Annotated in this window: 24 protein-coding genes and 1 pseudogene; 14 read left to right on the top strand and 11 right to left on the bottom strand. The window is 60.6% G+C overall.

All coding sequences use genetic code 11. From position 1 onward, the window contains the following. Positions 1-49: 49 nt before the first annotated feature. The 5 genes from HQ843_RS03725 to HQ843_RS03705 form a co-directional block, all read right to left on the bottom strand. The gene (locus HQ843_RS03725) at positions 50-1,759 is read right to left on the bottom strand and encodes a recombinase family protein (protein WP_180899768.1); all 1,710 of its coding nucleotides are present in this window, start codon (positions 1,757-1,759) and stop codon (positions 50-52) included. A 12-nt stretch (positions 1,760-1,771) separates the two neighbouring features. Then, positions 1,772-2,152, bottom strand: a complete 381-nt coding sequence (locus tag HQ843_RS03720) for a helix-turn-helix domain-containing protein (RefSeq protein WP_180899769.1) — start codon at positions 2,150-2,152, stop codon at positions 1,772-1,774. Further along, positions 2,142-2,465 (bottom strand): type II toxin-antitoxin system HigB family toxin, encoded by a 324-nt coding sequence (locus HQ843_RS03715; RefSeq protein ID WP_180899770.1) that lies wholly within the window; start codon positions 2,463-2,465, stop codon positions 2,142-2,144. The genes HQ843_RS03720 and HQ843_RS03715 overlap by 11 nt, the downstream gene beginning before the upstream one ends. Positions 2,466-2,565: 100 nt before the next feature. After that, positions 2,566-2,772, bottom strand: a complete 207-nt coding sequence (locus tag HQ843_RS03710; protein ID WP_180899771.1) for a hypothetical protein — start codon at positions 2,770-2,772, stop codon at positions 2,566-2,568. 582 nt (positions 2,773-3,354) lie between these two features. Then, on the bottom strand, positions 3,355-4,365 hold the full coding sequence (locus tag HQ843_RS03705; protein WP_210275256.1) for an AraC family transcriptional regulator: 1,011 nt from the start codon (positions 4,363-4,365) through the stop codon (positions 3,355-3,357). A gap of 60 nt (positions 4,366-4,425) precedes the next feature. On the opposite strand from HQ843_RS03705, the gene HQ843_RS03700 reads away from it, so the two are divergent. Together HQ843_RS03700 and HQ843_RS03695 are read left to right on the top strand one after the other, a co-directional pair. Beyond that, positions 4,426-5,493 (top strand): aldo/keto reductase, encoded by a 1,068-nt coding sequence (locus HQ843_RS03700; protein WP_180899772.1) that lies wholly within the window; start codon positions 4,426-4,428, stop codon positions 5,491-5,493. A gap of 149 nt (positions 5,494-5,642) precedes the next feature. Beyond that, positions 5,643-6,662, top strand: a complete 1,020-nt coding sequence (locus HQ843_RS03695; protein ID WP_180899773.1) for an SDR family NAD(P)-dependent oxidoreductase — start codon at positions 5,643-5,645, stop codon at positions 6,660-6,662. A 714-nt stretch (positions 6,663-7,376) separates the two neighbouring features. On the opposite strand, the gene HQ843_RS03690 is transcribed toward HQ843_RS03695, so the two are convergent. Beyond that, entirely contained in the window at positions 7,377-8,258 is an 882-nt protein-coding gene (locus tag HQ843_RS03690; protein ID WP_180899774.1) for an AraC family transcriptional regulator, read from the bottom strand. A gap of 138 nt (positions 8,259-8,396) precedes the next feature. Between HQ843_RS03690 and HQ843_RS03685 the strand changes: the two genes are divergently transcribed. From HQ843_RS03685 to HQ843_RS03655, 7 genes are all read left to right on the top strand, one after another. Further along, positions 8,397-9,140 (top strand): SDR family NAD(P)-dependent oxidoreductase, encoded by a 744-nt coding sequence (locus tag HQ843_RS03685; RefSeq protein WP_180899775.1) that lies wholly within the window; start codon positions 8,397-8,399, stop codon positions 9,138-9,140. 15 nt (positions 9,141-9,155) lie between these two features. Further along, positions 9,156-9,551, top strand: a complete 396-nt coding sequence (locus HQ843_RS03680) for a VOC family protein (RefSeq protein ID WP_180899776.1) — start codon at positions 9,156-9,158, stop codon at positions 9,549-9,551. 1 nt (position 9,552) lies between these two features. Beyond that, positions 9,553-10,536 carry a saccharopine dehydrogenase family protein gene (locus HQ843_RS03675; RefSeq protein WP_180899777.1) on the top strand — a complete coding sequence of 328 codons (984 nt, stop codon included), beginning with the start codon at positions 9,553-9,555 and terminating at the stop codon, positions 10,534-10,536. A 10-nt stretch (positions 10,537-10,546) separates the two neighbouring features. After that, the gene (locus HQ843_RS03670) at positions 10,547-10,873 is read left to right on the top strand and encodes a nuclear transport factor 2 family protein (protein ID WP_180899778.1); all 327 of its coding nucleotides are present in this window, start codon (positions 10,547-10,549) and stop codon (positions 10,871-10,873) included. A 105-nt stretch (positions 10,874-10,978) separates the two neighbouring features. Beyond that, positions 10,979-11,449, top strand: a complete 471-nt coding sequence (locus HQ843_RS03665) for a nuclear transport factor 2 family protein (RefSeq protein WP_180899779.1) — start codon at positions 10,979-10,981, stop codon at positions 11,447-11,449. Between the two features lie 373 nt (positions 11,450-11,822). Beyond that, complete coding sequence (locus HQ843_RS03660) at positions 11,823-12,347, top strand: TetR/AcrR family transcriptional regulator (protein WP_180899780.1); 525 nt, start codon at positions 11,823-11,825, stop codon at positions 12,345-12,347. After that, positions 12,344-13,483, top strand: a complete 1,140-nt coding sequence (locus tag HQ843_RS03655; protein ID WP_180899781.1) for an MFS transporter — start codon at positions 12,344-12,346, stop codon at positions 13,481-13,483. Before HQ843_RS03660 ends, HQ843_RS03655 begins: the two co-directional genes overlap by 4 nt. A 668-nt stretch (positions 13,484-14,151) precedes the next feature. On the opposite strand, the gene HQ843_RS03650 is transcribed toward HQ843_RS03655, so the two are convergent. Beyond that, a complete protein-coding gene (locus HQ843_RS03650; protein WP_180899782.1) occupies positions 14,152-14,811 on the bottom strand; it encodes an IS5 family transposase in 660 nt (219 codons plus the stop codon). On the opposite strand from HQ843_RS03650, the pseudogene HQ843_RS03645 reads away from it, so the two are divergent. The 4 genes and pseudogenes from HQ843_RS03645 to HQ843_RS03630 all read left to right on the top strand — a co-directional run bounded on the left by HQ843_RS03645 (position 14,779) and on the right by HQ843_RS03630 (position 18,537). Continuing rightward, positions 14,779-15,481, top strand: a pseudogene (locus HQ843_RS03645) (IS6 family transposase). The gene HQ843_RS03650 and the pseudogene HQ843_RS03645 overlap by 33 nt on opposite strands. A 402-nt stretch (positions 15,482-15,883) precedes the next feature. Further along, positions 15,884-17,086, top strand: a complete 1,203-nt coding sequence (locus tag HQ843_RS03640) for an acyl-CoA dehydrogenase family protein (protein WP_180903404.1) — start codon at positions 15,884-15,886, stop codon at positions 17,084-17,086. After that, on the top strand, positions 17,031-18,059 hold the full coding sequence (locus HQ843_RS03635; protein ID WP_180899784.1) for a LysR family transcriptional regulator: 1,029 nt from the start codon (positions 17,031-17,033) through the stop codon (positions 18,057-18,059). Before HQ843_RS03640 ends, HQ843_RS03635 begins: the two co-directional genes overlap by 56 nt. Beyond that, complete coding sequence (locus HQ843_RS03630; protein WP_180899785.1) at positions 18,043-18,537, top strand: flavin reductase family protein; 495 nt, start codon at positions 18,043-18,045, stop codon at positions 18,535-18,537. Before HQ843_RS03635 ends, HQ843_RS03630 begins: the two co-directional genes overlap by 17 nt. Here HQ843_RS03630 and HQ843_RS03625 read toward each other — a convergent pair. Continuing rightward, positions 18,495-19,004, bottom strand: coding sequence for a hypothetical protein (locus tag HQ843_RS03625; protein ID WP_180899786.1), 510 nt, complete (start codon positions 19,002-19,004; stop codon positions 18,495-18,497). The two genes, HQ843_RS03630 and HQ843_RS03625, sit on opposite strands and share 43 nt — an antisense overlap. 65 nt (positions 19,005-19,069) lie before the next feature. Here HQ843_RS03625 and HQ843_RS03620 point away from each other — a divergent pair, with 65 nt between their 5' ends. After that, on the top strand, positions 19,070-19,288 hold the full coding sequence (locus HQ843_RS03620; RefSeq protein WP_180903402.1) for a hypothetical protein: 219 nt from the start codon (positions 19,070-19,072) through the stop codon (positions 19,286-19,288). 134 nt (positions 19,289-19,422) lie between these two features. Here the strand turns inward: HQ843_RS03620 and HQ843_RS03615 are convergent, their stop codons facing one another. From HQ843_RS03615 to HQ843_RS03605, 3 genes are read right to left on the bottom strand one after another with little or no spacing between them, the layout of a single operon-like run. Continuing rightward, complete coding sequence (locus HQ843_RS03615) at positions 19,423-20,004, bottom strand: MarR family winged helix-turn-helix transcriptional regulator (RefSeq protein ID WP_180899788.1); 582 nt, start codon at positions 20,002-20,004, stop codon at positions 19,423-19,425. Then, positions 19,976-20,464: an acyl-CoA thioesterase gene (locus HQ843_RS03610; protein WP_180899789.1), complete on the bottom strand. Its 489-nt coding sequence runs from the start codon at positions 20,462-20,464 to the stop codon at positions 19,976-19,978. Before HQ843_RS03610 ends, HQ843_RS03615 begins: the two co-directional genes overlap by 29 nt. After that, positions 20,461-22,026 carry an indolepyruvate oxidoreductase subunit beta family protein gene (locus HQ843_RS03605; RefSeq protein WP_180899790.1) on the bottom strand — a complete coding sequence of 522 codons (1,566 nt, stop codon included), beginning with the start codon at positions 22,024-22,026 and terminating at the stop codon, positions 20,461-20,463. The genes HQ843_RS03610 and HQ843_RS03605 overlap by 4 nt, the downstream gene beginning before the upstream one ends.

Below are 22,026 nucleotides of genomic sequence, written 5' to 3'. Positions count from 1 at the left end.
CATTGGAAAACGATTTCGGTCGAGGCAAGGCGAAGCTGCATCGAGTTGATCAGATCGTGACTTCCAATGAATGTCGGTATCGGTAGTTGCGTGCCCCCGCAACCAAAGATACCAACAAACCCGTCGCATCAGCGGCGGGTTTTGTCGTTTTGGAAGCCTTTCCAAGAGCTTGCCGTTCCGTCCAATTCAAGATTGTGCCCAGTTCGCCATGCAGCGTTGCGTAAATCTCGCCGCGTTCTGAGCCGGGAGTGAGCGAAATCTTCTCTATCAGACCGCGAAGGGTCTCTGCCGCTTCCTGGCGCTCGGCGGGGCGATTCAGGGCTTGTGCGAGCTTTGCGACCTTCTTCGCATAGATCGCTGACGCCGTCGGCAGCAGGTCTGGTTTGTCGTCCGGCGCATCCGCCAAGAGCGAGGTCAATTCGGACTTCCGGGTTTCCAGGCCGGTCATCTTCTCCTTCATCGAGGGGTGATACATTCCGTCGGCAATGGCCTCGACAATCTGGGCGATCTGTTTATCGACTTTCGCCAGTTCCACCTGCCAGACATCCGCATTGGAGCGCCGCTCGCGGTTTAGCCGGTTGGTCTCTTCCGCATAGGCGCGCATCGCCTCGGCGGCGATCTCTGGTGACATCATGCGGTCTTTGAGACCAGAGAGCACACGGCTCTCCAGTTCATCCTGCCGGATGGTTCGGCTGTTGGAGCAGGTTCCCTTGCTGATGTGGTTGGAGCATGCGAAGCGGCCTGCACCGCGCAGCGAATAGGGACCGCCGCAGCAGCCGCAGAAGACCAGGCCGGACAGAAGGGACCGAGGTCGGCGCTTGCCGTTGAGCTGGTTCTTCTTGTGGTGCTTGCGCACCGCCTCGGTGACATTCGCGTATTTATCCGCGATCGCGGCCTGCCGCTCACGCACCGCCTGCCAAAGCTCATCATCGACGATACGCAACTCAGGCACCTCACGGGTGAGCCATTCGCTCTCGGGGTTGAGGCGCGACACGCGCTTTCCGGTCGATGGATCCTTGATGTAGCGTAGCCGGTTCCAGATCAGGCGACCAATATAGAGCTCGTTGTTGATGAGGCCGGTTCCGGGCTTCACATGGCCGCGGATCGTGGTGTCGCCCCATGGTTTGCCGTTTGGACCGGGAATGCCCTCTTCGTTCAGGGTGCGAGCGATCGTACGCGGACCCACACCAGAGGCAAATTCCCGGAAGATACGCCGGACGATGTTCGCCTCCGCGTCATCGATCTCGCGATCGCCGCGGATCGGATCGCCGCGTGCGTCGAGCTGTTTGACGACCTTGTAGCCATAGCAAAGTCCGCCGCCCGATTTGCCCTCCTCGACACGGCCACGAATGCCCCGATGGGTCTTTGCAGCGAGGTCCTTGAGGAACAGCGCGTTCATCGTGCCCTTGAGCCCGACATGCAACTCGCTGATCTCGCCTTCCGACAGGGTGACGATGGGGACGCCGGCGAACTTCAGGTGCTTGTAGAAGGTGGCGACATCGGCCTGGTCGCGGCTGACCCGGTCCAGCGCTTCGGCCAGCACCATGTCGAACTTCCCGGCCTGCGCGTCCTGGAGCAGTGACTGGATGCCGGGACGCAGGATCATGCTGGCCCCGGAGATACCCGCATCCTTGTAGGTCCCGACGATTTTCCACTTCTCCCGCTTCGCCTGTTCTCGGCAAATCCGGAACTGGTCCTCGATCGACGCTTCCCGCTGATTGTCGGAGGAGTAGCGGGCATAGAGCGCAACGCGGGTCATGATCGGGTTCCTTTATGCCACCTTGTCGAAGCGGCTCGGCCGGATCAGCACGTCCGCCGAGATGCCGAGCTGTTCGTGCAACTGCCGGATCATGTCGATCGACAGGCCGCGCTTGCGGTTTAGGATGTCCGAGACCCGGCCACGCGGTCCGATGATCGGCTCCAGATCCTTGCGGCTCAACCCCTGCTGCTCCATGCGGAACTTGATCGCCTCGACCGGATCGGGCGGGTCCATCGGGTGGTGCTTCGCTTCATAGACATCGATCAGCGTCGCCAGCACGTCGAGCCGGTCGCCGTCGGGCGTTCCGCTCTTCGCCCCCCAGAGGCGTTCGACTTCTTCAAGCGCCGCGTCGTAATCCGCCTCGGTGCGGATGAGTTTGAGTTCAGTCACCATGCTTCACCTCCGTCACATCGATCCTGTCATAGGCCTTGTGGGTGCCGATCCACTTGATCCAGACGATGCCCTTCTCGAAATCGACCGCCACCACAAGGCGGTAGTTGTTGCCCTTGATATTGAAGACAATCCGCTCGGCTGTGACGATGCTTGCCGTGGCGTAGTGTCTCTTCACATCCGCGGAATTCGCCCAGTCCGCCTTGCTGACTTCATCGAACCAGGCATCAAGCGCGGCTTTCATCGCCGTCTGATCCTTCTGCCCCGCGAGGCTGTCAATGAATTGCTGCAGGGTGCGGCGGGCGATGATCCTCATTCGAACCTCTGTATCATGATACCATAATGGTATCAATTGAAATATACCAAGGCCCCGACGGCTGGAACCGTCGACGCCGGTTGCATGTGTGGGCAGCCGTTCAGGTGGGGGTGTTGCGCTTGCGCCGGTTCGCCTTCCGAGCTTGTGCTTCATAGCGTTCGAACTGCTCGCGCGCGATCTGGTGGCCGATCAGTCGGGCCAGGGCGATGACAGCTTCATCGGAGCGGTCAAGCTCCCGCCGCGCCGTTTCCGGTGCGGATGAAGGCCCGAAGACCTCCATGATGAGCTTGGCCCGCTTGATCGCCATTGTCTCCCATAGTCCCGTGCCCGGAATGGGCGTGGAACATGGAAGCGCCGAATATCGAACCTGAAAAGGCTCGTTGCCAGACCGTGCGGTAAATCGGATACCATGGCGTAGAAAAGGGTTGGCTCACTTTCGGCAGACGAAGGATAGGCGCGGCATTGAAAGGGTCCATTCGTCCGAATCTCGGTTCGAGTCCCGCATGCTTCACCACCCCGCCGATTACCCCCTATACCCCGATATTTCCGCCGATCACCGCACCACACCAGACGGTATAGCGGACCGCCGATTCTACGCTATCGACCGCTGCTTGCATGCCTGAAACGGGCCGGAAACCGCCATAAAGAAAGAGCTTCCTGGACGACGGCTTGGCGCCACAAACGGTCAAACCGCCACACGAGGGCGGCTAGGCGGTTTCATTTCCCAGGAACCAGCCGACGTTGCACCGTCCAGTCAGCCCCACGGCCGCAACATTGCGGCGGCGTCGGCCCAACGAGCGCAGTTGGCATCCGTTCCCAACGAACTGCAAAGTGGCTGGGGTCACGATCGCGATCGCTTGTGCGAAAGCTGGGTGCATTGCTTTCGGGCCTATTCGACTTCGATCGCGTGGCGGCCCGCCCTGCGGCGACGCTCGCAATAGGTCTGCATTGCCTCCTTCCGGAACCGGCCTGGCGAGACACCAGTCGAGCGGCTGAACGCGTTGCTGAAGGCGCTGTCGGACCCGTATCCGAGCGACCAGGCAATATCGGCGACGGAACGGTCCGTTTCGCTCAACTCCCTTTCCGCCAGGCGCATCCGCCAGTTGAGTACATAGGTCAAAGGCGGGACCCCGACGACATCACGAAAGCGTACGGCGAACGATGTCCGCGACATTCCGGACAGCTTCGCTAACTCGTCCAGGCTCCACGCATGCGAAGGTTCGGCGTGAATTCCTCGTAGCGCGATCGAGATGCGCCTGTCGTCAAGCGCCGTGAGCCAACCGGACCGGTCCGATTTGTTTGATTCTATGTGAAGCCGCAAAGCTTCCACGAACAGCAACTTCGCCAAGTGGATGATCGCGGTTGTCGAGCCTGCCCGCTCGCGCTGCGTCTCCTCGGCCAATTCCGTAAGAAGCCAGCGCAGTTTCGCGGCTTCTGCTTTCTGACCATTGACGTGAACGACGGGAGGAAGACTTTCCCGCAAAAAGCCACAGCGCTGCTCGTCGACCTCCAGCAGCCCGCCGATCATCATGAATTCGGAGCCTTCCCCTGCGCGCAGGTTGCCCTCTGCATCCCGCTCAAGCGGTGCGGCGAGGGCGCCCGCAAGCTGCTCCGAAGCGCCGGCCAGGATGATCGCCGGCGCTCCATTCGTGATGACGACGTCGCCCGCCTCGAACCGAGCCGGCGCTGCTGTGTCTGCTTCGGTCGATAGCCAGCACACCCCTCTGACCACGGCGAGCAACTTCACCGCGTCCGAACGCTTGAATCTGCGCGCCCACCCGCCGCCGGCAACAAGCGTGCCGGTGAGTACGCAGCGAGCGTCGGCGAGATTGAGGACATCTGAGAGCGGGTCGGCGTGCATCGTTGTACTATCTCGCATAAATTTCGCACGATCAAGCATTCATCATTCGGAAGCAGCCGCCTACCAAGACGCTACCCTCGCGAACGGAAGGAGCCCCCCATGCCTCTCGATCACTTCATCACACTCGGCCGTTCGGGCCTGCGGGTCAGCCCGCTGTGCCTTGGCACCATGACATTCGGCGAAGACTTCGGCTGGGGCGCGAGCGATGAGGACTCGCACGCGATGCTGTCGGCGTATCTCGATCGCGGCGGTAACTTCGTCGACACGGCGAACATCTACACCGGTGGCCATTCGGAAAGGATCACCGGCGACTATCTGCAGCGACGCGATGTTCGCCGTGACGGGCTCGTGCTCAGCACGAAGTTCTACTGCAGCCTGTTTCCTGGAGACCCGAACGGCGGCGGCGCAGGCCGCAAGGCGCTCCTCCAGCAATGCGAAGCCTCGCTGAAGCGTCTCCAGACCGACTACATCGACATCTACTGGCTTCACAATTGGGATCAGGCCGCGCCGATCGAGGAGACGTTGCGTGGGCTCGACGATCTCGTCACGGCCGGCAAGATCCGCTACGTCGGCTTCTCCGATATCCCCGCCTGGAAGACGGCTGAAGCCCAGACTATCGCCCATTTCCGGGGGTGGGCGCCGATCATCGCGCTGCAGCTCGAGTATTCGTTGCTGGAGCGGACAAGCGAAGGCGAGCTTTTTCCCATGGCCCAGGCAATGGGAATGGGCATCATGCCCTGGTCGCCGCTGAAGAGCGGGTTCCTGAGCGGCAAGTTCAAGCGCGGCGGCGGCGATAACGTCGATACGAAGCGCACCGGCCTGGTGGGCGTTCCGAGTGAAGCCGATTACGACGTCATCGAAGCGGTCGCGGCCGTCGCGTCGGAACAGGAAGTGAGTTCCGCGTCGGTTGCGCTGGCCTGGGTGCGGTCACGGTCCGGTGTGAGTTCCACGCTCGTGGGCGCAAGGCGCGTCGATCAGCTTCAAGCGAACCTCGATTCGCTCGACGTCAATTTGTCGCCCGACCAGATCAAGATGCTCGACAACGTCTCCAAGCCCAAACTCAATTTCCCGGCCGAGAACAATGAAACACTGGCGCCCCTGATCGGCTTCCCGGGCACAACCGTCGATGGACAAACGATGCCCTCAGCTTCGCGCCTCTCGGCCTGATCGCAACGTGATGGTCCACGGCTGGAATGCGCGCACGCTGACAAGCGCGACGCATCTCGAACGATCGCTCATAATATTTGTACGAATAAGCATTCAACGTTCTAGATTGGTCGCTTATGCGTGTCTCCACGAAGTAGGGAGATATAGCAATGAGCACAGCTCAATCACCAATCGGTTCAAGATTTGGCCGCGCCTCCACGACAGCCGACATCATCAAGGGAGTCGATCTAGTCGGCAAGGTGGCGATCGTCACGGGTGGCTACTCAGGCTTGGGGCTTGAAACAGCACGCGCGCTCGCCTCGGCGGGTGCGAGAATCATCGTCCCGGCGCGCGACGTCGAGCGCGCGCGCAAGGCCATCGCCGAAGCAGGCGGCGGCATGGAGGTTCAGGCGATGGACCTCACCGATCCCGGCTCGATCGACAACTTCGCCCGCGACTTCGTCGAAACTGGCCTGCCGCTTCACCTGCTCATCAACAACGCCGGCATCATGGCGCTCCCCGAGCTGAAGCGCGATGCGCAGGGCAATGAGCTGCAGTTTGCTACCAACCACCTCGGCCATTTCCGGCTGACCCTGCGTCTCTGGCCGGCGCTCAAGCGGGCCGGCGGTGCGCGCGTCGTGTCAGTTTCGTCCGCCGGGCACCGCTTCTCGCCGGTGGTATTCGACGACATCAATTTCGAGCGCCGCGACTATGAGCCTTTCAAGGCCTATGGTCAGTCGAAGACGGCCAACATCCTCTTCGCGGTCGCCCTCGACCGGCGAGGCAAGGAAGAGGGCATCCGCGCGTTCGCGCTCCATCCCGGCGGGATCGCGGGAACCAATCTCGGTATGCATGTCGGGGTGGAAATGCTGAAAAAAACCGGGTTCGTCGACGAGAATGATCGGCCGGTCGTCGATCTGAGCCGTGACCTGAAATCGGTACCGCAGGGAGCGGCTACCCACGTTTGGTGCGCGGTCAGCCCGCAGCTTGACGGCAAAGGTGGTGTGTTCTGCGCCGATTCCGACATCACGCCTGTGCTGCCGGGCGGCGGTTGCGTCGATCTGGGCAGCGAAGATCGCACCAATCGCCTGACTGGCGTAGAAGCCTATGCGATCGACCCCGACGTCGCCGAAGAGCTTTGGCGCAGAAGCGAGGAGATCGCCAATATACCCATCCAGAGCTATTCGTAGCGCGACAATATTGCGTCGCCCCTCGATGACTGTGGGCCCCCGCCCGGACATCGATGCGGTCGTTGTATGCCACGTCCTCGACCAGCCTCGAAGCATCTGGTTCGTGATGCCGGCCGCAGAACTTGACCAACAGACCCGCTCTTCGTAGGCCTCGAGCGGGTGAAGTTCTTGCCGAAATCGGTAGCCGTGGTGCCGGGCTGAGGTCCGTTTCGAGCCTGAAGCAGACATTCGAAGACAACGTCGCGAACGACGGAAATGAGGGCGCAAACCCGCCAAACGTCCGAAATGGCCGCCGTTAGCCACCCAAATGCCGCCGATAGCCGCATAACACGAAGTATCTGCATAATCGTCAAAGGGTTATGACGATCTCATAGTGCTCACCTTCGTCGGGCGCTGCCCGCCAAACATCGCCGATTGCCGCACAAACTGACCGGCTATATCTTTAATTATCAATTAGATAGGTACTTGAATTATGATACGTGGTTCTCGCACGGCCCAACCAAGCGGGATAGCCCTACCGTTACATCGCCGATCAAACGCCACAGCCCCCTTCGCTTCTATCAGGGAAGAGGCTTGGGCATGACCGGATCGGGGCCGACTACCGATTGTCAGTTGCTGGGCTAACCGAGATGAAAGCGGACACACGACATCGGATGCCATGATTTTAATCGGGCCCAAACCGGTCGTAAATTGACTTGTCCGGCATAGGCACACTTACGCGGCCTCGCCACGAAGACGTACTACGTCCTTGGATGGGGGCAGCCCGAACTGTCGCGCGTATTCCCGGCTGAACTGGTTCGGGCTTTCGTAGCCGACACAGAAGGCCACAGATGTTGCGCTTCCCTCTCCTGCCATCAGAAGCGTGCGGGCATGGAGCAGGCGGACCTGCTTTTGGTATTGGATGGGGCTCAGCGCCGTGACAGCCTTGAAGTGGCGATGGAATGCCGAGACGCTCAGGGCCGCCATCTCGGCGAGCGCCTCAACCCTCAGGGGCTTTGCGAAGTTCTCCCTGATCCACTGGATCACGACGCCAATCCGTGAGAGCGCCGCGTCGGGCGCCGCGATGTCCCGTAGCATCCAGCCGAGCGGCCCCTGCAGCACCCGGAACAGGATTTCCCTTTCGTAGGCAGGTGCGAGCACGTCGACCTCGTCCGGCCGGTCCATAAGCCGAAGCATTCGCACCCAGGCATCGAGAAATTCGTCGTTGACCGGCGCGACCGAGAAGCCCGAGCCAAACAGCTTGCTGCAGACCTGCACGGGCAGGTCGCTAATCAGCGACGCGACCGTCGGAGGATGAAGCGTCAGGCTAACCGCGAGATACGGCTCCCCGGAGGCCGACGGATGCACCGATCCCACGGCCGGAAGATCGACCGACATGACGAAATAGGTGGCCGGATCATAGGCAAAAGTCCGCTCGCCAATCGTCATCGTCTTCGAGCCCGTCAGGATCAGGTTGATCATCGGCTCATAGACGGCCGAGAGCCGATGTTCCGGTATCTCGCCCTGGACCATGGCGACGCGGGGAATTCCTGTTTCCGTCCGGCGGTTTTCGGCCGACGAGGCCAAGCTGCGCAGTTCCTGAAGTTGGTTTTCCATGAAGGCGAAGGTGACAGACTGAGGTTGGTTCCGCAAGCGTTGAAGCAGAAATAGGCAAGTTTCAGAGAGAAATGGGTGAGCGTCAGCGATGGTACAGGCCTAGCTTCAGGTCATACCGAACAGGGAAGGAAAAGCCCTATGAAGATCGTTATCATTACCGGAAGCAGCCGGGGCCTCGGAGCGAGCACCGCCGTTGAATGCGCCCGCAACGGCATGGGCGTTGTCGTCACCTACAACAGCAATCCTGAAAAAGCAGAAGAGGTCGTGAAGACGATCGTGCAGAGCGGCGGCATGGCCGTGGCCCTGAAGCTCGACGTTGGCGACATCAGCTCGTTCTCGGCGTTTCGTGACGACGTCGCGGGGAAGTTGGAGACGGTCTTCGACCGTGGTGATTTCGACTATCTGGTCAACAATGCCGGATATGGCCTCTTCAGTCCGATAGCCACAGTCACAGAAGAACAGTTTGATGGATTGTTCAACGTCCACCTCAAAGGCCCGTTCTTCCTGACCCAGATCCTGCTGCCGCTGATGGCGGACGGTGGCCAGATCATCAACTTCACCAGCGCTACCTCGCGTGTCGCAACTTCAGGTGTCGCGCCCTATGCCTCCTTCAAAGGCGGCCTCGAAGTCCTGACCCGTTACATGGCCAAGGAGTTCGGTGACCGGGGTATCCGGGCGAACTCGATTGCACCTGGTGCTATCCGCACCGAACTCGGCGGTGGCCTGAATGACGAATTCGAGACGATGCTCGCAGGTCAGACCGCGCTTGGCCGCGTCGGCGAACCCGAAGAGATTGGCGGTGTCGTGGCCAGCCTTCTGTCGAGCGAGAATCGCTGGATCAACGCCCAGAACATCGAAGTCGCCGGCGGCTACATCATCTGACCAAAGGAGAGCAACGTGCTCGATCATGTCTTCATCTCAGTCAGCGACATCACCCGCTCGGTCGCCTTCTACGAGGCGGCGCTGGCACCGCTCGGAATCGTCCATGCACATGACTACGACGGGAAGGACGGGCCTCCCGGCCATCCGGACCTGAAAGGCTTTGGGGCGAACGGCAGGGTGTTCTTCTGGCTTCGCGAAGGGGTCGTCGAAGGCCGCTCGGCTCATGTCGGTTTCGTCGCCAAAGGCACCACCCAAGTCGATGCCGCCTACGCCGCCGCCATGGCTACAGGTGCATCCGAGATCCATCCGCCCGGCCCGCAGCTTCATTACGACCCACGTTACTACGCCGCGCAGGTTCGCGACCCCGACGGCTACAGCCTCGAATTCGTTTACAAGGAATGGCAGCACTGACATGACAAAGCTAATGATCTATGGCGCGACCGGCTATACCGGCCGCATGGCAGCGAAACATGGGAAGGCGGCAGGCACGCCTCTCGTTCTCGCAGGCCGCAGAGAGGAGACCCTCTCCAGGCTTGCCGCCGAGCTCGGTGTTGAATACCGGGTGTTCAGCCTCAGCGACGCTGCGGCGATCGACAAAGGCGTTGCCGATATTTCGGTCCTGCTGAACTGCGCCGGTCCTTTCCTGCGGACCGCCGAAGCCCTGATGCGGGCGTCGCTCCGCAACGGCGTACACTATCTCGACACTGCAGCCGAACTCGACAGCTACCGTCTGGCCGAAGACCTGGACGACGAGGCGAAGGCAGCAGGAATAATGCTGATGCCAGGCGGCGGGGGCAGCGTCGCAATGCTCGGCAGCCTCGCCGGACACGCTGTCGGGAAGGTCCGCGACCCCCGAAAAATCAGGATCGCGCTGCATGTCGCAGGTGGTCTTTCGCGCGGGTCGGCGATTAGCGCCATCGAGAATGTCGCCACCCAGACCCTGGCTCGTATCGACGGCAAGCTCGTCAGCGCTTCTGCTGAGGGCATTCGGAAATTTGACTTCGGCAAGGGTGCGGTCGACTGTTTCCCGGTGACGCTTCCCGATCTCATCACGATCTGGCGGTCGACGGGCGTCCCTGATGTCGAGACCTTTGTGCATGTGACAGGCGACGGCTTTCCGCAGGGCGATCTCTCCCTGCTCCCGGATGGGCCGAGTGAAGAGGATCGTCTCGCGAACCGATACCAGGCAGCCGTCGAAGTCACCGACGCGGAAGGCCAGGTGACCCGCTCGCTTCTCGACACGGTCAACGGCTACACCTTCACCGCGATGGCTGCGGCCGAAGCTGGCCGCCGTGTGCTCGCAGGCGAAGTCCGCCCCGGCTTCCAGACGCCCGCCGTTCTGTTCGGAAGCGGCTTCGCTCAGACCATCGCCGACACCACGATCGTCGACATCTGAGGAACGCACCATGCAGAAGCTCGTCGAATCCTTCATCGCGACCGCAAACGCCTGCGACGTCGAGGGCGCGCTGTCCCTGTTCGCTCCCGATGCCGTCATCGACGATGTTTCGGTCGGCGACGCCTTCGTCGGCCGGGCCGGCGTCCGGATCTATTTCGAGCGGTTCTTCGTCGGTTACAACACCGCAAGCAGGCTGCTGTCCATCGAGACGCTGGACGACTTCAACGCGAACGTCCGCCTCGATTTCACGGGAGATTTCGGCCACGAGGTCGGCATCCTCAAGATCGCGATCAATTCTGAGGGCCTGATCGAGCGCATCGACGCCGATCTCGAGTAGCAGGCCCACCTCACAATCTCATCAGACAACGAACATCTGCGCCTGAGGCGCGGATGCCGGGGAAGGCTTGCATCCGCAAGCCCCCGCACAAGAAGGAGTATGTTCATGACAGTCTCGCCATCTCTCACTCAGGAGGCCGCCGACAAGCTGGCTGTCGTCGAAGCGTTGTATCGCTTCGCGGCTGGTATCGACCTCCGAGACAAGGAGCTTCTATCGTCGTCGCTCGCAGAAAACGCGGTCTCAGACTTCCGGCCGGCCGCCGCCAAAGCCGGGTTCGAATATCCAGTCATTGAAGGTCGGGATGTCATTGTCGCGGCCCTGTCGACGTCGCTCAGCATGCTGGACACCACCCACTCCGTCAGCAATCCGCGTGTGACCATCGACGGCGACACGGCGCGCATGGATGTGCTTGTGGAGGCTCAGCACGTTCCCCGTGGCGATCCCTCGCGTCATTATCTGATGAAGAACCGCTACGACGTCGAGTTGGCGAGAACCGGCGACGTCTGGGTCATCACCCGCAACACGGTCGACAATGTCTGGCGGACGGGCGATCTGACTGTTCTCTCCGAGATCTAAGCCTCCAATGAAGGCGACGCGAATGGAATGGCGGCGGGTTCTGTTTCCGCCGCCATTCTCTCGCGGATGACCGCTGTTGACGCAAACATGCCGCTTCCTCAGTCCGCTTCCATGTCCGCTTTAGCAACCCCGCCGGGGTAGTCCCTATGACCGAGATAAAGGCGTACTGCAGACATGCAACGGTTGCATCGGGAACCACTGCTAGTGTTCGCCACCTGGCAAAAGATTCCCAGTTTGCGTCCCGTTCAACCTCGGTAGTTCGAACGAAGACTCGAGGTCCAGAATGCGGACAAAGCCGCCGTCGGTTCCTGCCAGCTTGCAATGTAAAACGATCGTCTTACATTGGTGTTCATGGACGCAAGGGGAGGTTCCTATGGATATGACCACCAAACTCACTGCCGCCGCAGAGAGGCTCTTCGACCGTCACGGCTACATGGCCACCGGCATGGACCGGTTGACGGAGGCTGCGGGAATGTCGAGCCGCACGCTCTACAAGCACGCCGGTAGCAAGGCGGCACTCATGGCACGTGTCCTGACCGAGAGAGACCGGCGCTTCATGGCCCGGCTTGAGGTGCGGACCGTGGACGCTCTGTTTGCTGCCCTTGAGGACTGGGTGCGGATCGAGGGGTGTCGGGGCTGCCTGTTCCTTCGGTCGCGCGCAGAAACGGGTGGCGATACGCCGGAGATCGCCGCAGCCGTCGCGGCGCACAAGGAGGTCTTCCACCGGCGGGTCGGCGAGGTCGTCGCGATGGATCTGGGACGCGAGGACCCGACGCTCGCCGAGCAGGTGCTGGTCCTCTTCGAGGGCGCGACCCACGCGGCGGTCTATCGCGGAGCGCAAACCGTCTCCGCAGCACGGGCGGCGGCGACCATCCTGCTGGAGAGGGCGCGCTCATGAGCTCGGCCCTTCGCATCGGCGCAACAGGCTTCGCCCTCATCGCGGTCTGCTACGGCTTTGCCCGCTTCGCTTTCGGCCTGTTCCTGCCGCAGATCGACAGCGAACTGGGCCTCGGCACGTCCCTCAGTGGGGTGATCTCGGGTGGCTCTTTCGCCGGCTACTGCGTCGCCATTGTCGCATCGGCCATCCTGACCGAACGGCTCGGCGCGCGCGCCGTCGCGGTCGGGGCGGCCCTCGTTGCGTCAATCGGCATGGCGGGTATCGCGCTCGCGCCGTCGCCACTGATCCTGGCCATTGCCGTGGTGGTCGCCGGATCGAGCACAGGCCTTGCCTCGCCGCCCATGGCCGCCGCGGTCGCGGCGGCGGTCAGTAAAGGTCGGCAGGACCTGACGAACACGGTCATCAATGCCGGCGTGAGCGCGGGCGTGGCGCTGTCGGGGGCCATCGCCCTCGCCATCACGGGACAATGGCGGCTGGCCTTCGGAGCTTTTGCCGCCGTGGCACTGCTGTTGGCCATCGCGGCCGCCATCGCGCTCCCCGCAGCCTCGGGCAGCGGTCGCTCAGGTGGTCTGCCCCCGATGACGGGGCCGGTCCTACGGCTGATTTCGGCATCCTTCTTGATGGGGACCGCGAGCACGGCGCTCTGGTCCTTCGGCGGCCAGTTCGTCGCGAGCCAGTTGGACTGGGGGTCGACCGGAACTGGCCTTCTCTGGACCTGCATCGGCGTCGGCGGGCTTGTTGGAGCTTTGGCAGGAACGCTCGTCGGAAAGTTTGGTCTCGACTGCGTTCACTGGGCCTTTTTGGGCCTGATGGCGGCCAGCATCCTGTCAGTCGGCCTTGGCCTTGGCCTTGGCCCCGTCCCGACGCTCGTCGGAGGAACCATCTTCGGCGCGGCCTACGTGATGCTGACCGGGGTTTACCTAATCTGGGGCACCCATGCCTTACCCGGCCGGCCTGCAACCGGGCTCATGGTCGGTTTCTTGACCATCGCCGTGGGCCAAACCGTCGGCGCACCACTTTTCGGATTCCTAATGGCGGGTCCGGGCGTTGAGTTTGCCGTGATATGTTTCGCCGCCGTCGCGCTGTTCTCTGGGGCCTTCCGAGCAAGGAGCGCCGTCGATAGCGCACTTGCGTAGCCTCCGGGGGGGGCGCAGAAGGTCTTGGAAGGGCTCAAAGCCGTCAACTGACCGTGTCGCTCCAGAATGTTGGACCAGTGCCCGATGCCCTGCTTTCATCGGGTATCATGTGTCAGGTGGTCAACACTAGCGCCTAACGAAGACTGTTCGGACCTAACGGACACATCACTACGGCGGATCAGACGCAACAATCGGCGGAAAATCGCCGATTGCCGCACGATAGGCAAGATTTCTTTGCCTTTTCATGGGCCTAGCAATTCGCTTTTAAGGTTCAATAGGGAGGGCCATAGAGTAGATGTCGTGCCCATCGGGTTCCCGCACGCCCCACCATCTTGGATAAAATCACCTTTTGGACGAACAATTTGCCGCCGATAGCCCGATAAGTCCGTCCGGGGAAATGGGTCATAGCGCCCGATAGGGGGCGTGTTCTAAATCGAAATCCCATCTCAGTCCCGGAATGCCGCGCCGCCCTCAATGGTGATAGTCCTATCGGCAAGCTCGATGATGAGGCTGTCGTGCGTCACCATCACCGTCGAAGTGCCGCGCTTCCCTCCAAGGGCTTTGAGTATCCTGACCACATGAAGGCCTGCGTCTTTGTCGAGCGCGGCCGTTGGTTCGTCGGCAAAGTCTCACTCCGAAGGCAAAAGCATTGATGCCTCAGAGTCTGTTCAAGAAAGCGGATATCGGGCGAGCCTTCTTGTCATGAGCGTGATCATTGCGGTCTGGATGAAGGCGCGGCTCGTTGCTGAGAACCGCTCGAAATCCTTTGCCAGGCGGCGGTTTATTCCAAGCCATGCCAGAGTGCGCTCAACGATCCAGCGCTTCGGCAACACCTCAAATCCAATCTGATTGCGCTTGACGATCCCCATGGGTCGCGGGCTTGCCTGTTCGACCTTGGGGCCCTGATAGCCGCCGTCGCCGCAGATTTTCTCGATGAAGGGAAAGCGGTTGGCGAGTTTGTCGAAAACAAGAGCTGCTCCGTCGCGATCCTGAATGCCCGCCGAGTGGACTTCCGCCTTGAGCAGCATGCCTAGCGTGTCGACCAGAATGTGCCGCTTGCGGCCCTTGATCTTCTTGCCCGCATCATAACCGGTATCGCGGCGGGCATCCGGCCCGGTCTTCACTGACTGGCTATCAATGATGGCAAACGATGGCTGTTCTTCGCGGCCTTCCAGTTGCCGCGTCCGGCAGTAGAGCGCGTCATGAATGCGCCGCCACGTCCCGTCTCGGCAGAACCGTTTGAAAGGCATCGTCAACTTAACGGAATGTGGAATTCGATGTGCGACTGATGGGCCATGACAGACCGTGATCCACTCTATCGCCGCCATCGCGTCCCCCCTTGAAGTCATTGCCCACGCCGTGTGGCTCTATTTCCGGTTCCCTCTTAGCCTGCGAATGGTCGAGGAATTGCTGGCTGCCCGCGGGATCATTGTCTCGCACCAAACCGTCCGGCTATGGGCTGAGAAATTCGGCAGCACCTTTGCCAACGACATTCGTGGTCGATCATGCGGTCGGCTTGGGGACAAGTGGCATCTCGATGAAGCCGTTGTTTCAATTCGTGGCAAGAAGCATTGGCTGTGGCGCGCAGTTGATCAGGACGGTTTTGTGCTAGAGGTTCTGGTTCAAAGCCGCCGAAACGCCAAGGCCGCCAAGCGCCTGATGCGCAAGCTCTTGAAGGGTGAGGGCCGGTCGCCGCGGGTGATGATCACAGACAAGCTGCGATCCTATGGCGCAGCAAAGCGAGAGATCATGCCGGATGTCGAGCATCGTGCTCACAAAGGGTTAAATAATCGGGCGGAGAATTCTCACCAGCCAGTCCGGCTTCGAGAGCGAATCATGAAGCGCTTCAAATCACAGCGACATCTACAACGCTTCGTCTCCATTCATGATCCGATCGCCAACCTATTTCAAATCCCACGACACGACATCTCCTCCGGCCACTATCGCGAACTGCGCACGGCGGCGATGAGCCTGTGGGCGAAAATTGCCCGAGCATGAGAGATATCGGCGGATGGCGTCTTTCGCTTTCTCTCCCTCCGTTAAGTTTACGATGCCGGTGGCGGCGTTGATTGAGGCCATCAAAACGGAATTGTAGGAGGGGATCAAGATATTTTGATCAAATGATACTGAAAAACTTGAAACCTAAAGCGCCTTTGGCTGAAATAGCTTCGGTCCGAAGCGAGCCTGCCGGCAGCGCCGGGTTTGGCTTTGATATCCGAAGTATCGGAATAATGATTTTTATATCATATACTTAATGCATGTATAGCCATCGCCGAACTGCGGGAGCAGGGCGTCAATTCTTAATCTATGAATTTTGCGAATTGATACTTTTAGAAATATTAATTCGCTTTATAAATAAAGCGAGGCTACCTGTCAGAAGCAATAGATAAGGAGCGGAACATGACGGCCTCTAGCCAAGCCTTGCGTGCGACTGACATCGCTACGACCAGTGTCGATGGCGCCACACTGACTAAAACTCCCGAATTCGAAGAGCTTCTGGCCATCATAGCAGAACGACAGCGTGAGTTCGAGGAGCTGCGCCATATTCCCCGCGATGTTATTGCACTCATGAAAAAGGCTAGGATCTTCCGCTCCGCGACGCCGACCCGGTTCGGCGGCGATGCGCTCGCGCCGCATCATTTCCTCAGGATGATTGATGCGATTGCTACTGTCGATGGCTCGGCCGCTTGGGTTGCGGCCTTTGGTTCTGCCAATACCTACACGGCGGCCCTTTCCGTCGAAGCGCAGGAAATCATGTATCGGGACGGCCCCGACCAGGTTTTTGCCGGCGGATTGCACCCGGTTCAGGAGGCGGTGCGGGTCGGTGGCGGCTGGCGGGTTTCTGGCCAGTGGAAGTTCGCCTCGGGCTGCATGGGCGCCGACTGGATCGGCGTTGGCATTGCCGGCCGCCGCGAGGGCGAAAGCGCCGATGCGCCGCCGGTGGTGATGATGGCGGTGGCGCCGGCGGAAGAGGTCGAGATTATCGAGACCTGGGACGTCTCGGGCATGCAGGGCACCGGCAGCCATGATACTCGCGTGAGGGACAAGTTCTATTCCGACGCCTGGATTTGCGAGCGTGGCGCGCCCGGTATTTTCGATGATCTTCTCTATCGCTATCCGGCGATGGCCTATCAGGCCGAGGTTCACGCCGCCTGCAACCTCGGTCTGGCGCGCGCCGCGATCGATCAGGCGATATCGGTCTCCGGAGCCGCCAAGATCATGGTTGGCCATTCAAGACTCTGCGACCGGGGCTATTTTCTGACCGGGATCGGCGAATGCGAAGCGAAACTGCGCAGCGCAAGGGCATTCTTCTATGAAGCCGCCGAGGCTGCCTGGGACAGCCTGCTGAAGGGGAACACGGTTTCGGTCGTGGAAAACACGATGCTGCGGCTGAGCGCCAGCAATGCCGCCCGCACCGGGGCCGAGATCGTGCAGCATTGTTACCGGATCGCTGGCATGGGCGTCATCAGCAAGGATAATCCGATGCAGCGCTATCTGCGCGATGCCATGGTGGTCACGCAGCATGCCGCCGTCGCGGATCTGACGTTTGAAAGCGCCGGCCGCGTTCTTGCCGGCCTCGATGCGCCGCGCGGTTATCCGTAGCTTCTCCAATCCAAAAGGTGTCGGGCAAATGGATGACAGGCGTTTGCTGCTGTTCGATCTCAATCTCATCAAGGTGTTTATCGCCGTGTACGAGGCGGAGAACCTGACTGGCGCCGCCCAGCGTCTCGGGCTCACGCAGCCGGCCGTCAGCCATGCCTTGCGGCGTCTGCGCGACACGTTCGATGACAGGCTGTTCCTGCGGTCGGGCTACGAAATGCATCCGACACCGGCGGCAACCGCGCTTTACGGGCCGTTTCAGCAGGTGATGCGCATTTTACGCGATTCCATGGACGCTTCCCTGACCTTCGATCCGGCGACGTCCACGCGTAGGTTTCGGCTCGCCATGACGGACACAGGCGAATTCGTGACCCTGCCGCGTCTTTTGAACGCGCTTCAGGCCGTGGCGCCGGGGGTCAATATCCAGACGGTCCGCGTGCCGACCGATGCGCTGGAAACGGCTCTGCGCGTCGGCAAGGTGGATGCGGCGATCGGCTATTGCCCGCTGTTGGAAGATACCGCCTGCCGCGGTGCTTTTCTCTTGAAAGACCATTTGATCTGTCTTGTCCGCAACGGTCATCCGGTCCTGGAAAAGGACTGGACCAGCGAAAGCTTTTCCAAGCTGTCGTTCATCGATGTCAGCAGGGAGGCGACGGGCTATCGCATGGCCCGGGCACGGATCGAGGATCTGGGCATTCACTATAACATCGCTGCGCGACTTGAGCATTTCACCATTCTTCCGGAGATCGTCCGGCGCACTGATTACGCGGCAGTCTTCCCGCGCTCGGTCTTCAACTTGATGCATCACCATGACGATTTGAAACTGTGCGAATTGCCGTTCGACATGCCGGACTATGAAATCAAGTTCTGGACTCACGAGATGTTCAGCGCTGATCCGGGCCTGAAGTGGTTGAACGGGGTGCTTCAGAACGTATTCGAACCTCAAGAAGAAGGTTGTCATGCAAACCAATCCTGAGAATTTCCGCCAGGCCATGGCGATGTTTCCCGGCGCTGTCACCGTCGTGACGACGGGCGAGGGCGATGACCGTCGCGGCATGACGGCGACGGCGGTCTGCTCGGTTACGGATGATCCGCCAAGCCTGCTTGTCTGCATCAACCGCAAGGCTGAGACGGGAGCCGAAATAACGCGGAATGGACGGTTCTGCGTGCAATTGCTGAACGATCAGGATCATGCCCTGGCGCTCCGCTTTGCAGGGACCGCCGGCCTGCGCGGCGCTGAAAAATTCGAGCCAGGCCGCTGGAAGACCTGCAGCCTAGGCATGCCGCGCCTCGAAGGCGCCCGGGCTGCGCTTTCCTGCGTGGTCACGGCCAAGCACGATGTCGGTAGTCACCGCATATTCGTCGGCGAGATCAGGGACATCGAACTTTCGACAGACGGCGAAGCGCTTGTCTATGTCCGGTCGGCTTTCAGGAGCCTGATGCCGCAAGGCTGAATCGGCCATTTGCCACTTGTCGCTTCTGTGACTTGGCTGTGCCCTTCAGGCTTCACCAAAACCCCAGAAAAGCCCGGCCATGATCGCCAAGCCCACTTTGGCGTCGAGTTCGACAGATGCTTGTCGGCCCCGTGCTGGCGGCAGCTCGGATAGGAATGGCGAATCCAGATTGTCGGCAACTGCAGAATGTCGGTGAAGATCGCGTTGGGCAGCGAAACTCCGAGATTTGGCAGAATGCAGGGCGGTTCGTCGAGTGCGCGCTCCATCGAGGCGGTGACGAACTTGACCGATGGGTCTTCAAGATCGGAGCGGCTGGCTGGGAAGGATGCGTCGGTTACCGGACCGATCTGGACGCGCTGCAGGCCCGCGGCGTCGAGTTTTTTCCGAACGGCGGTTTCGATACCGTCTGTGTCAATGCCAACCGGGTGTCTGAGCTGTAGCCGCGATTTGGCTGAGGGCGGGATCAAGCGCCGATCGTATCCCGCATCTGTGTGGAAGTTTCGATCGCGACCTGCCACAAGAGATGGCCGGGATGACCGTCAAGCATGGTGTTCAACGCGCGCGCCGCCAGTGCTTTCGTCAGTTCGCAAAGAATACGCAGATTGCCGAAAATGTCACCGGGCTGAATGGGTTCGCAGCAACCATCATTTGCCGGAATACCGCGCCTCTCTGCCAGGCCATCGGCGGTCGGCCAAATGAAGGGCTTGACGTGCGGCCTGAGTTCGAGGTGCATACCTGCTCGCGCGAATAGGCGCTCATCCTATTGACCGGGAATACCGTTCGCCGATGGGCGAAAAAGCGTAGGGCCTCATTCCGCCCTCAGCCGAAGCAGTCCCCCTACGACGAAACGGTACCCCTCCAGCGAAATCCTCCAGGGACAGACGGTCAGTCGGACTTTTCTGCTTCCCCAGTGCCTCTGATCTGATCGGTGATCTGCTTCAGGCTTACGGTCATTTCTTCGATATCGCGCAGGGCGATGCCGGAAAGCTTCTTGCTGATCTCGGTTTGGTGTTTCGCCACCGCGTTTTCGAATACCGTTTTGCCCTCGGCTGTGATGGAGGCTCTGAAAGAGCGCCGGTCGTTGGGCTCGACCGACCTCTTGACATAGCCGTCAGCCTCCAGCCGGGTGACGAGGCCGGAGACGTTTCCGTTCGTCACCTTTAGCTTTTTGGAAAGCGCGCCCATCGAAATTCCCTCGGGATAACGATAGAGTTGCGCCATCACGTCGAACTTGGCGATGCTCAACCCCGCCTCGTTGACAAGGCGCGCGTTCAGGTCATTATAGATGAGGTGATGAACATTCAGGATCTGAAGCCAGAATCTGGTCTCCGCCTTTTGCCGACGGGAGAGATTTGCTTCCAGGGATGTATTGCTCTCGTGTTCCAGACTGTCCATCATAACCGCAAGCCTCCCTCGATAGCACCGATTGAGGAAGCATCTACTGACACCATTTTCCAGAATAGGCAACTATTGCCGCCTTGATATCCGCTGGAATAACGATGGACTTGTGGTGATCGAGCGAGGTCGTGACGGTGGTGAAATGTCCGCGCAACGCCTCGCGACCCTCTTTCATCGCATGCAGCATCAATGTGTAGGATTTGCTTCCAATCCGAACGACGCGCACGAAAATCTCAAGCTTGTTGCCCATCATGCAGGGCGCGAAGAAATCGGCCGATGCCGTGACATAGCCGAGACCCGTCCGGCGTTCACCGATGACGTGGTAATAGTCGATTCCCAAAACCTCGATGAACCAGCCTTCGATGGCGTGATTGAACAGGTCGAAGAACTTGGGGGTGTAGACGATGCCGGCGGGATCGCAATGGCCGTGCCGGATGGTTACCTTGAACGACCAGCACGACGGCGGTAGCGCCTCGGCGGTCAGGGGAGAGGGAATTTCTTGCTGGAGCGCTATGTTCTGGTCATTCATAGATGTGTTTCGATCGTTTGTATGGTCTCGTTGAGAGATTTTTGTTCAGGATCCTTGACTGCGGAGAGCAACAGCAGGCGCGCCCACTGGGCCGCGTCGTCACGGTTCAGCAGCCGCAGGGTGGTGTTCATCACCTTGTCGAACTTGGCGTGTCCGCGCACATGCGTGTCGGAGTATCCCTTGATCAGCCGGCGGAAGCGCAGCATTTCCACGCCGAGGTCGTAATGCGCGGTCAGGCCCCGCTTTGCGTTCTCCAGCCATTCGTCGCGATGCGCCACCTCCGTGGCATGCCGCAGGGAAACCCGCCGCATGCGCTTCCAGCGCGCCACGAAGTAGAGTGCGAGGAACCAGCGCAGGGAATAGGTGTTCACGTGCCGGCCCTTGTCGACGCGCCGGTCGAGCCAGGCGTAAAATCCCTTGCGTGATCTCAGCCAGCGGGCAAAGCCGGCCGGCAGGGCGGACGAGACTTCCTCCATGCGCGGATGCATGAACTCGGTGGTCTTCAGGATCTGGTTGTCCTTGACCCTGAGTTCGCTGGCGATCCGGGCTTTTCGCGCCTTGCGGGTCTTCAGGTCCGCCACCCGCATAAGATCGTCATAGGCCATGGCGTTGGCGAGATACTTGGCGGCTTCGTTGGTGAACAGCCAGTCGTGCCCGTCCCCGCCTGCCTGCCGGTCCGTGGCATGAAGACCTGCCAGCAGATCAAGATACTCGTCGCCATAGGCGACATCCTGGAATGCCACTACCTTCTGGAGACCGGCAAACGCCATTGTGTGGGCGGCTTCGGGAAGCTCTGCCCTGAGCCGTTGCAACAGACGGTCGGCCTTGCGCGATGCCAGCTTGGCAGGAACCGGCGCCGGTTTGCCGTCGTCCGTGGATTCTTCGGTCGGGTCCGGTCCCTTGAGGGTGCGGTCATAGGCGGCGTCGAACGCCCTGATGCTAGCCTCCACGCCCTTGCCGCCCTTGCGGATGACCGCGTGATAGGCTTCGCGCGCGAAGGGCAGGGCGCCCGATGCGGCAAGGCTGCCGAACATCGACGCGGAGATGACGCTGCCGTTTCGAACCGCCAGTTCGTCCATGTCGAAAATGATCTTCTGTCTGGCGGTAACGCCAACGGCCTCGTCGACCGTGTTGCTGTTCGCGACCCCCATGCCGGGCGGCATCTTCTCGGTCACTGCGAGCGCGCGATGGCTCGACGCGATCAAGGTGGTCCGGTCGGGCGTCACCAGACCGCGCAGGATCGAGCGACCGGCTTCCATGAATTCCGACGCAATCACGACGTCGACATCGCCCGGCGTCGGCATCTGCGCCAGGATCGGATGACGGCCGTTTTCACGCGCCTTCATCATCTCGACATAGTAGATCGTCGCGCCGGTCCGCTGGGCGACGCCTGGCACCGATGTGGACTGGCCGATCCAGCCCTGGCTTTCCGCCAGATCGACGATCCAGCCCGTCAGCACGCCGCCGCCCTGGCCGCCCATTGCCACGATGGCAATGGAGATAGGGCGTTCCGTGGCCTCGCCCGCGGGAGCAAGGCTCAGTTTTACAGTATCGTCTCTCAT

This window comes from Martelella sp. NC20 (assembly GCF_013459645.1).
In the GTDB taxonomy this organism is placed as follows: Bacteria; Pseudomonadota; Alphaproteobacteria; order Rhizobiales; family Rhizobiaceae; genus Martelella.
The sequence above is the reverse complement of the archived record's forward strand: the minus strand, read 5'-3'. Positions and strand labels throughout refer to the sequence as shown.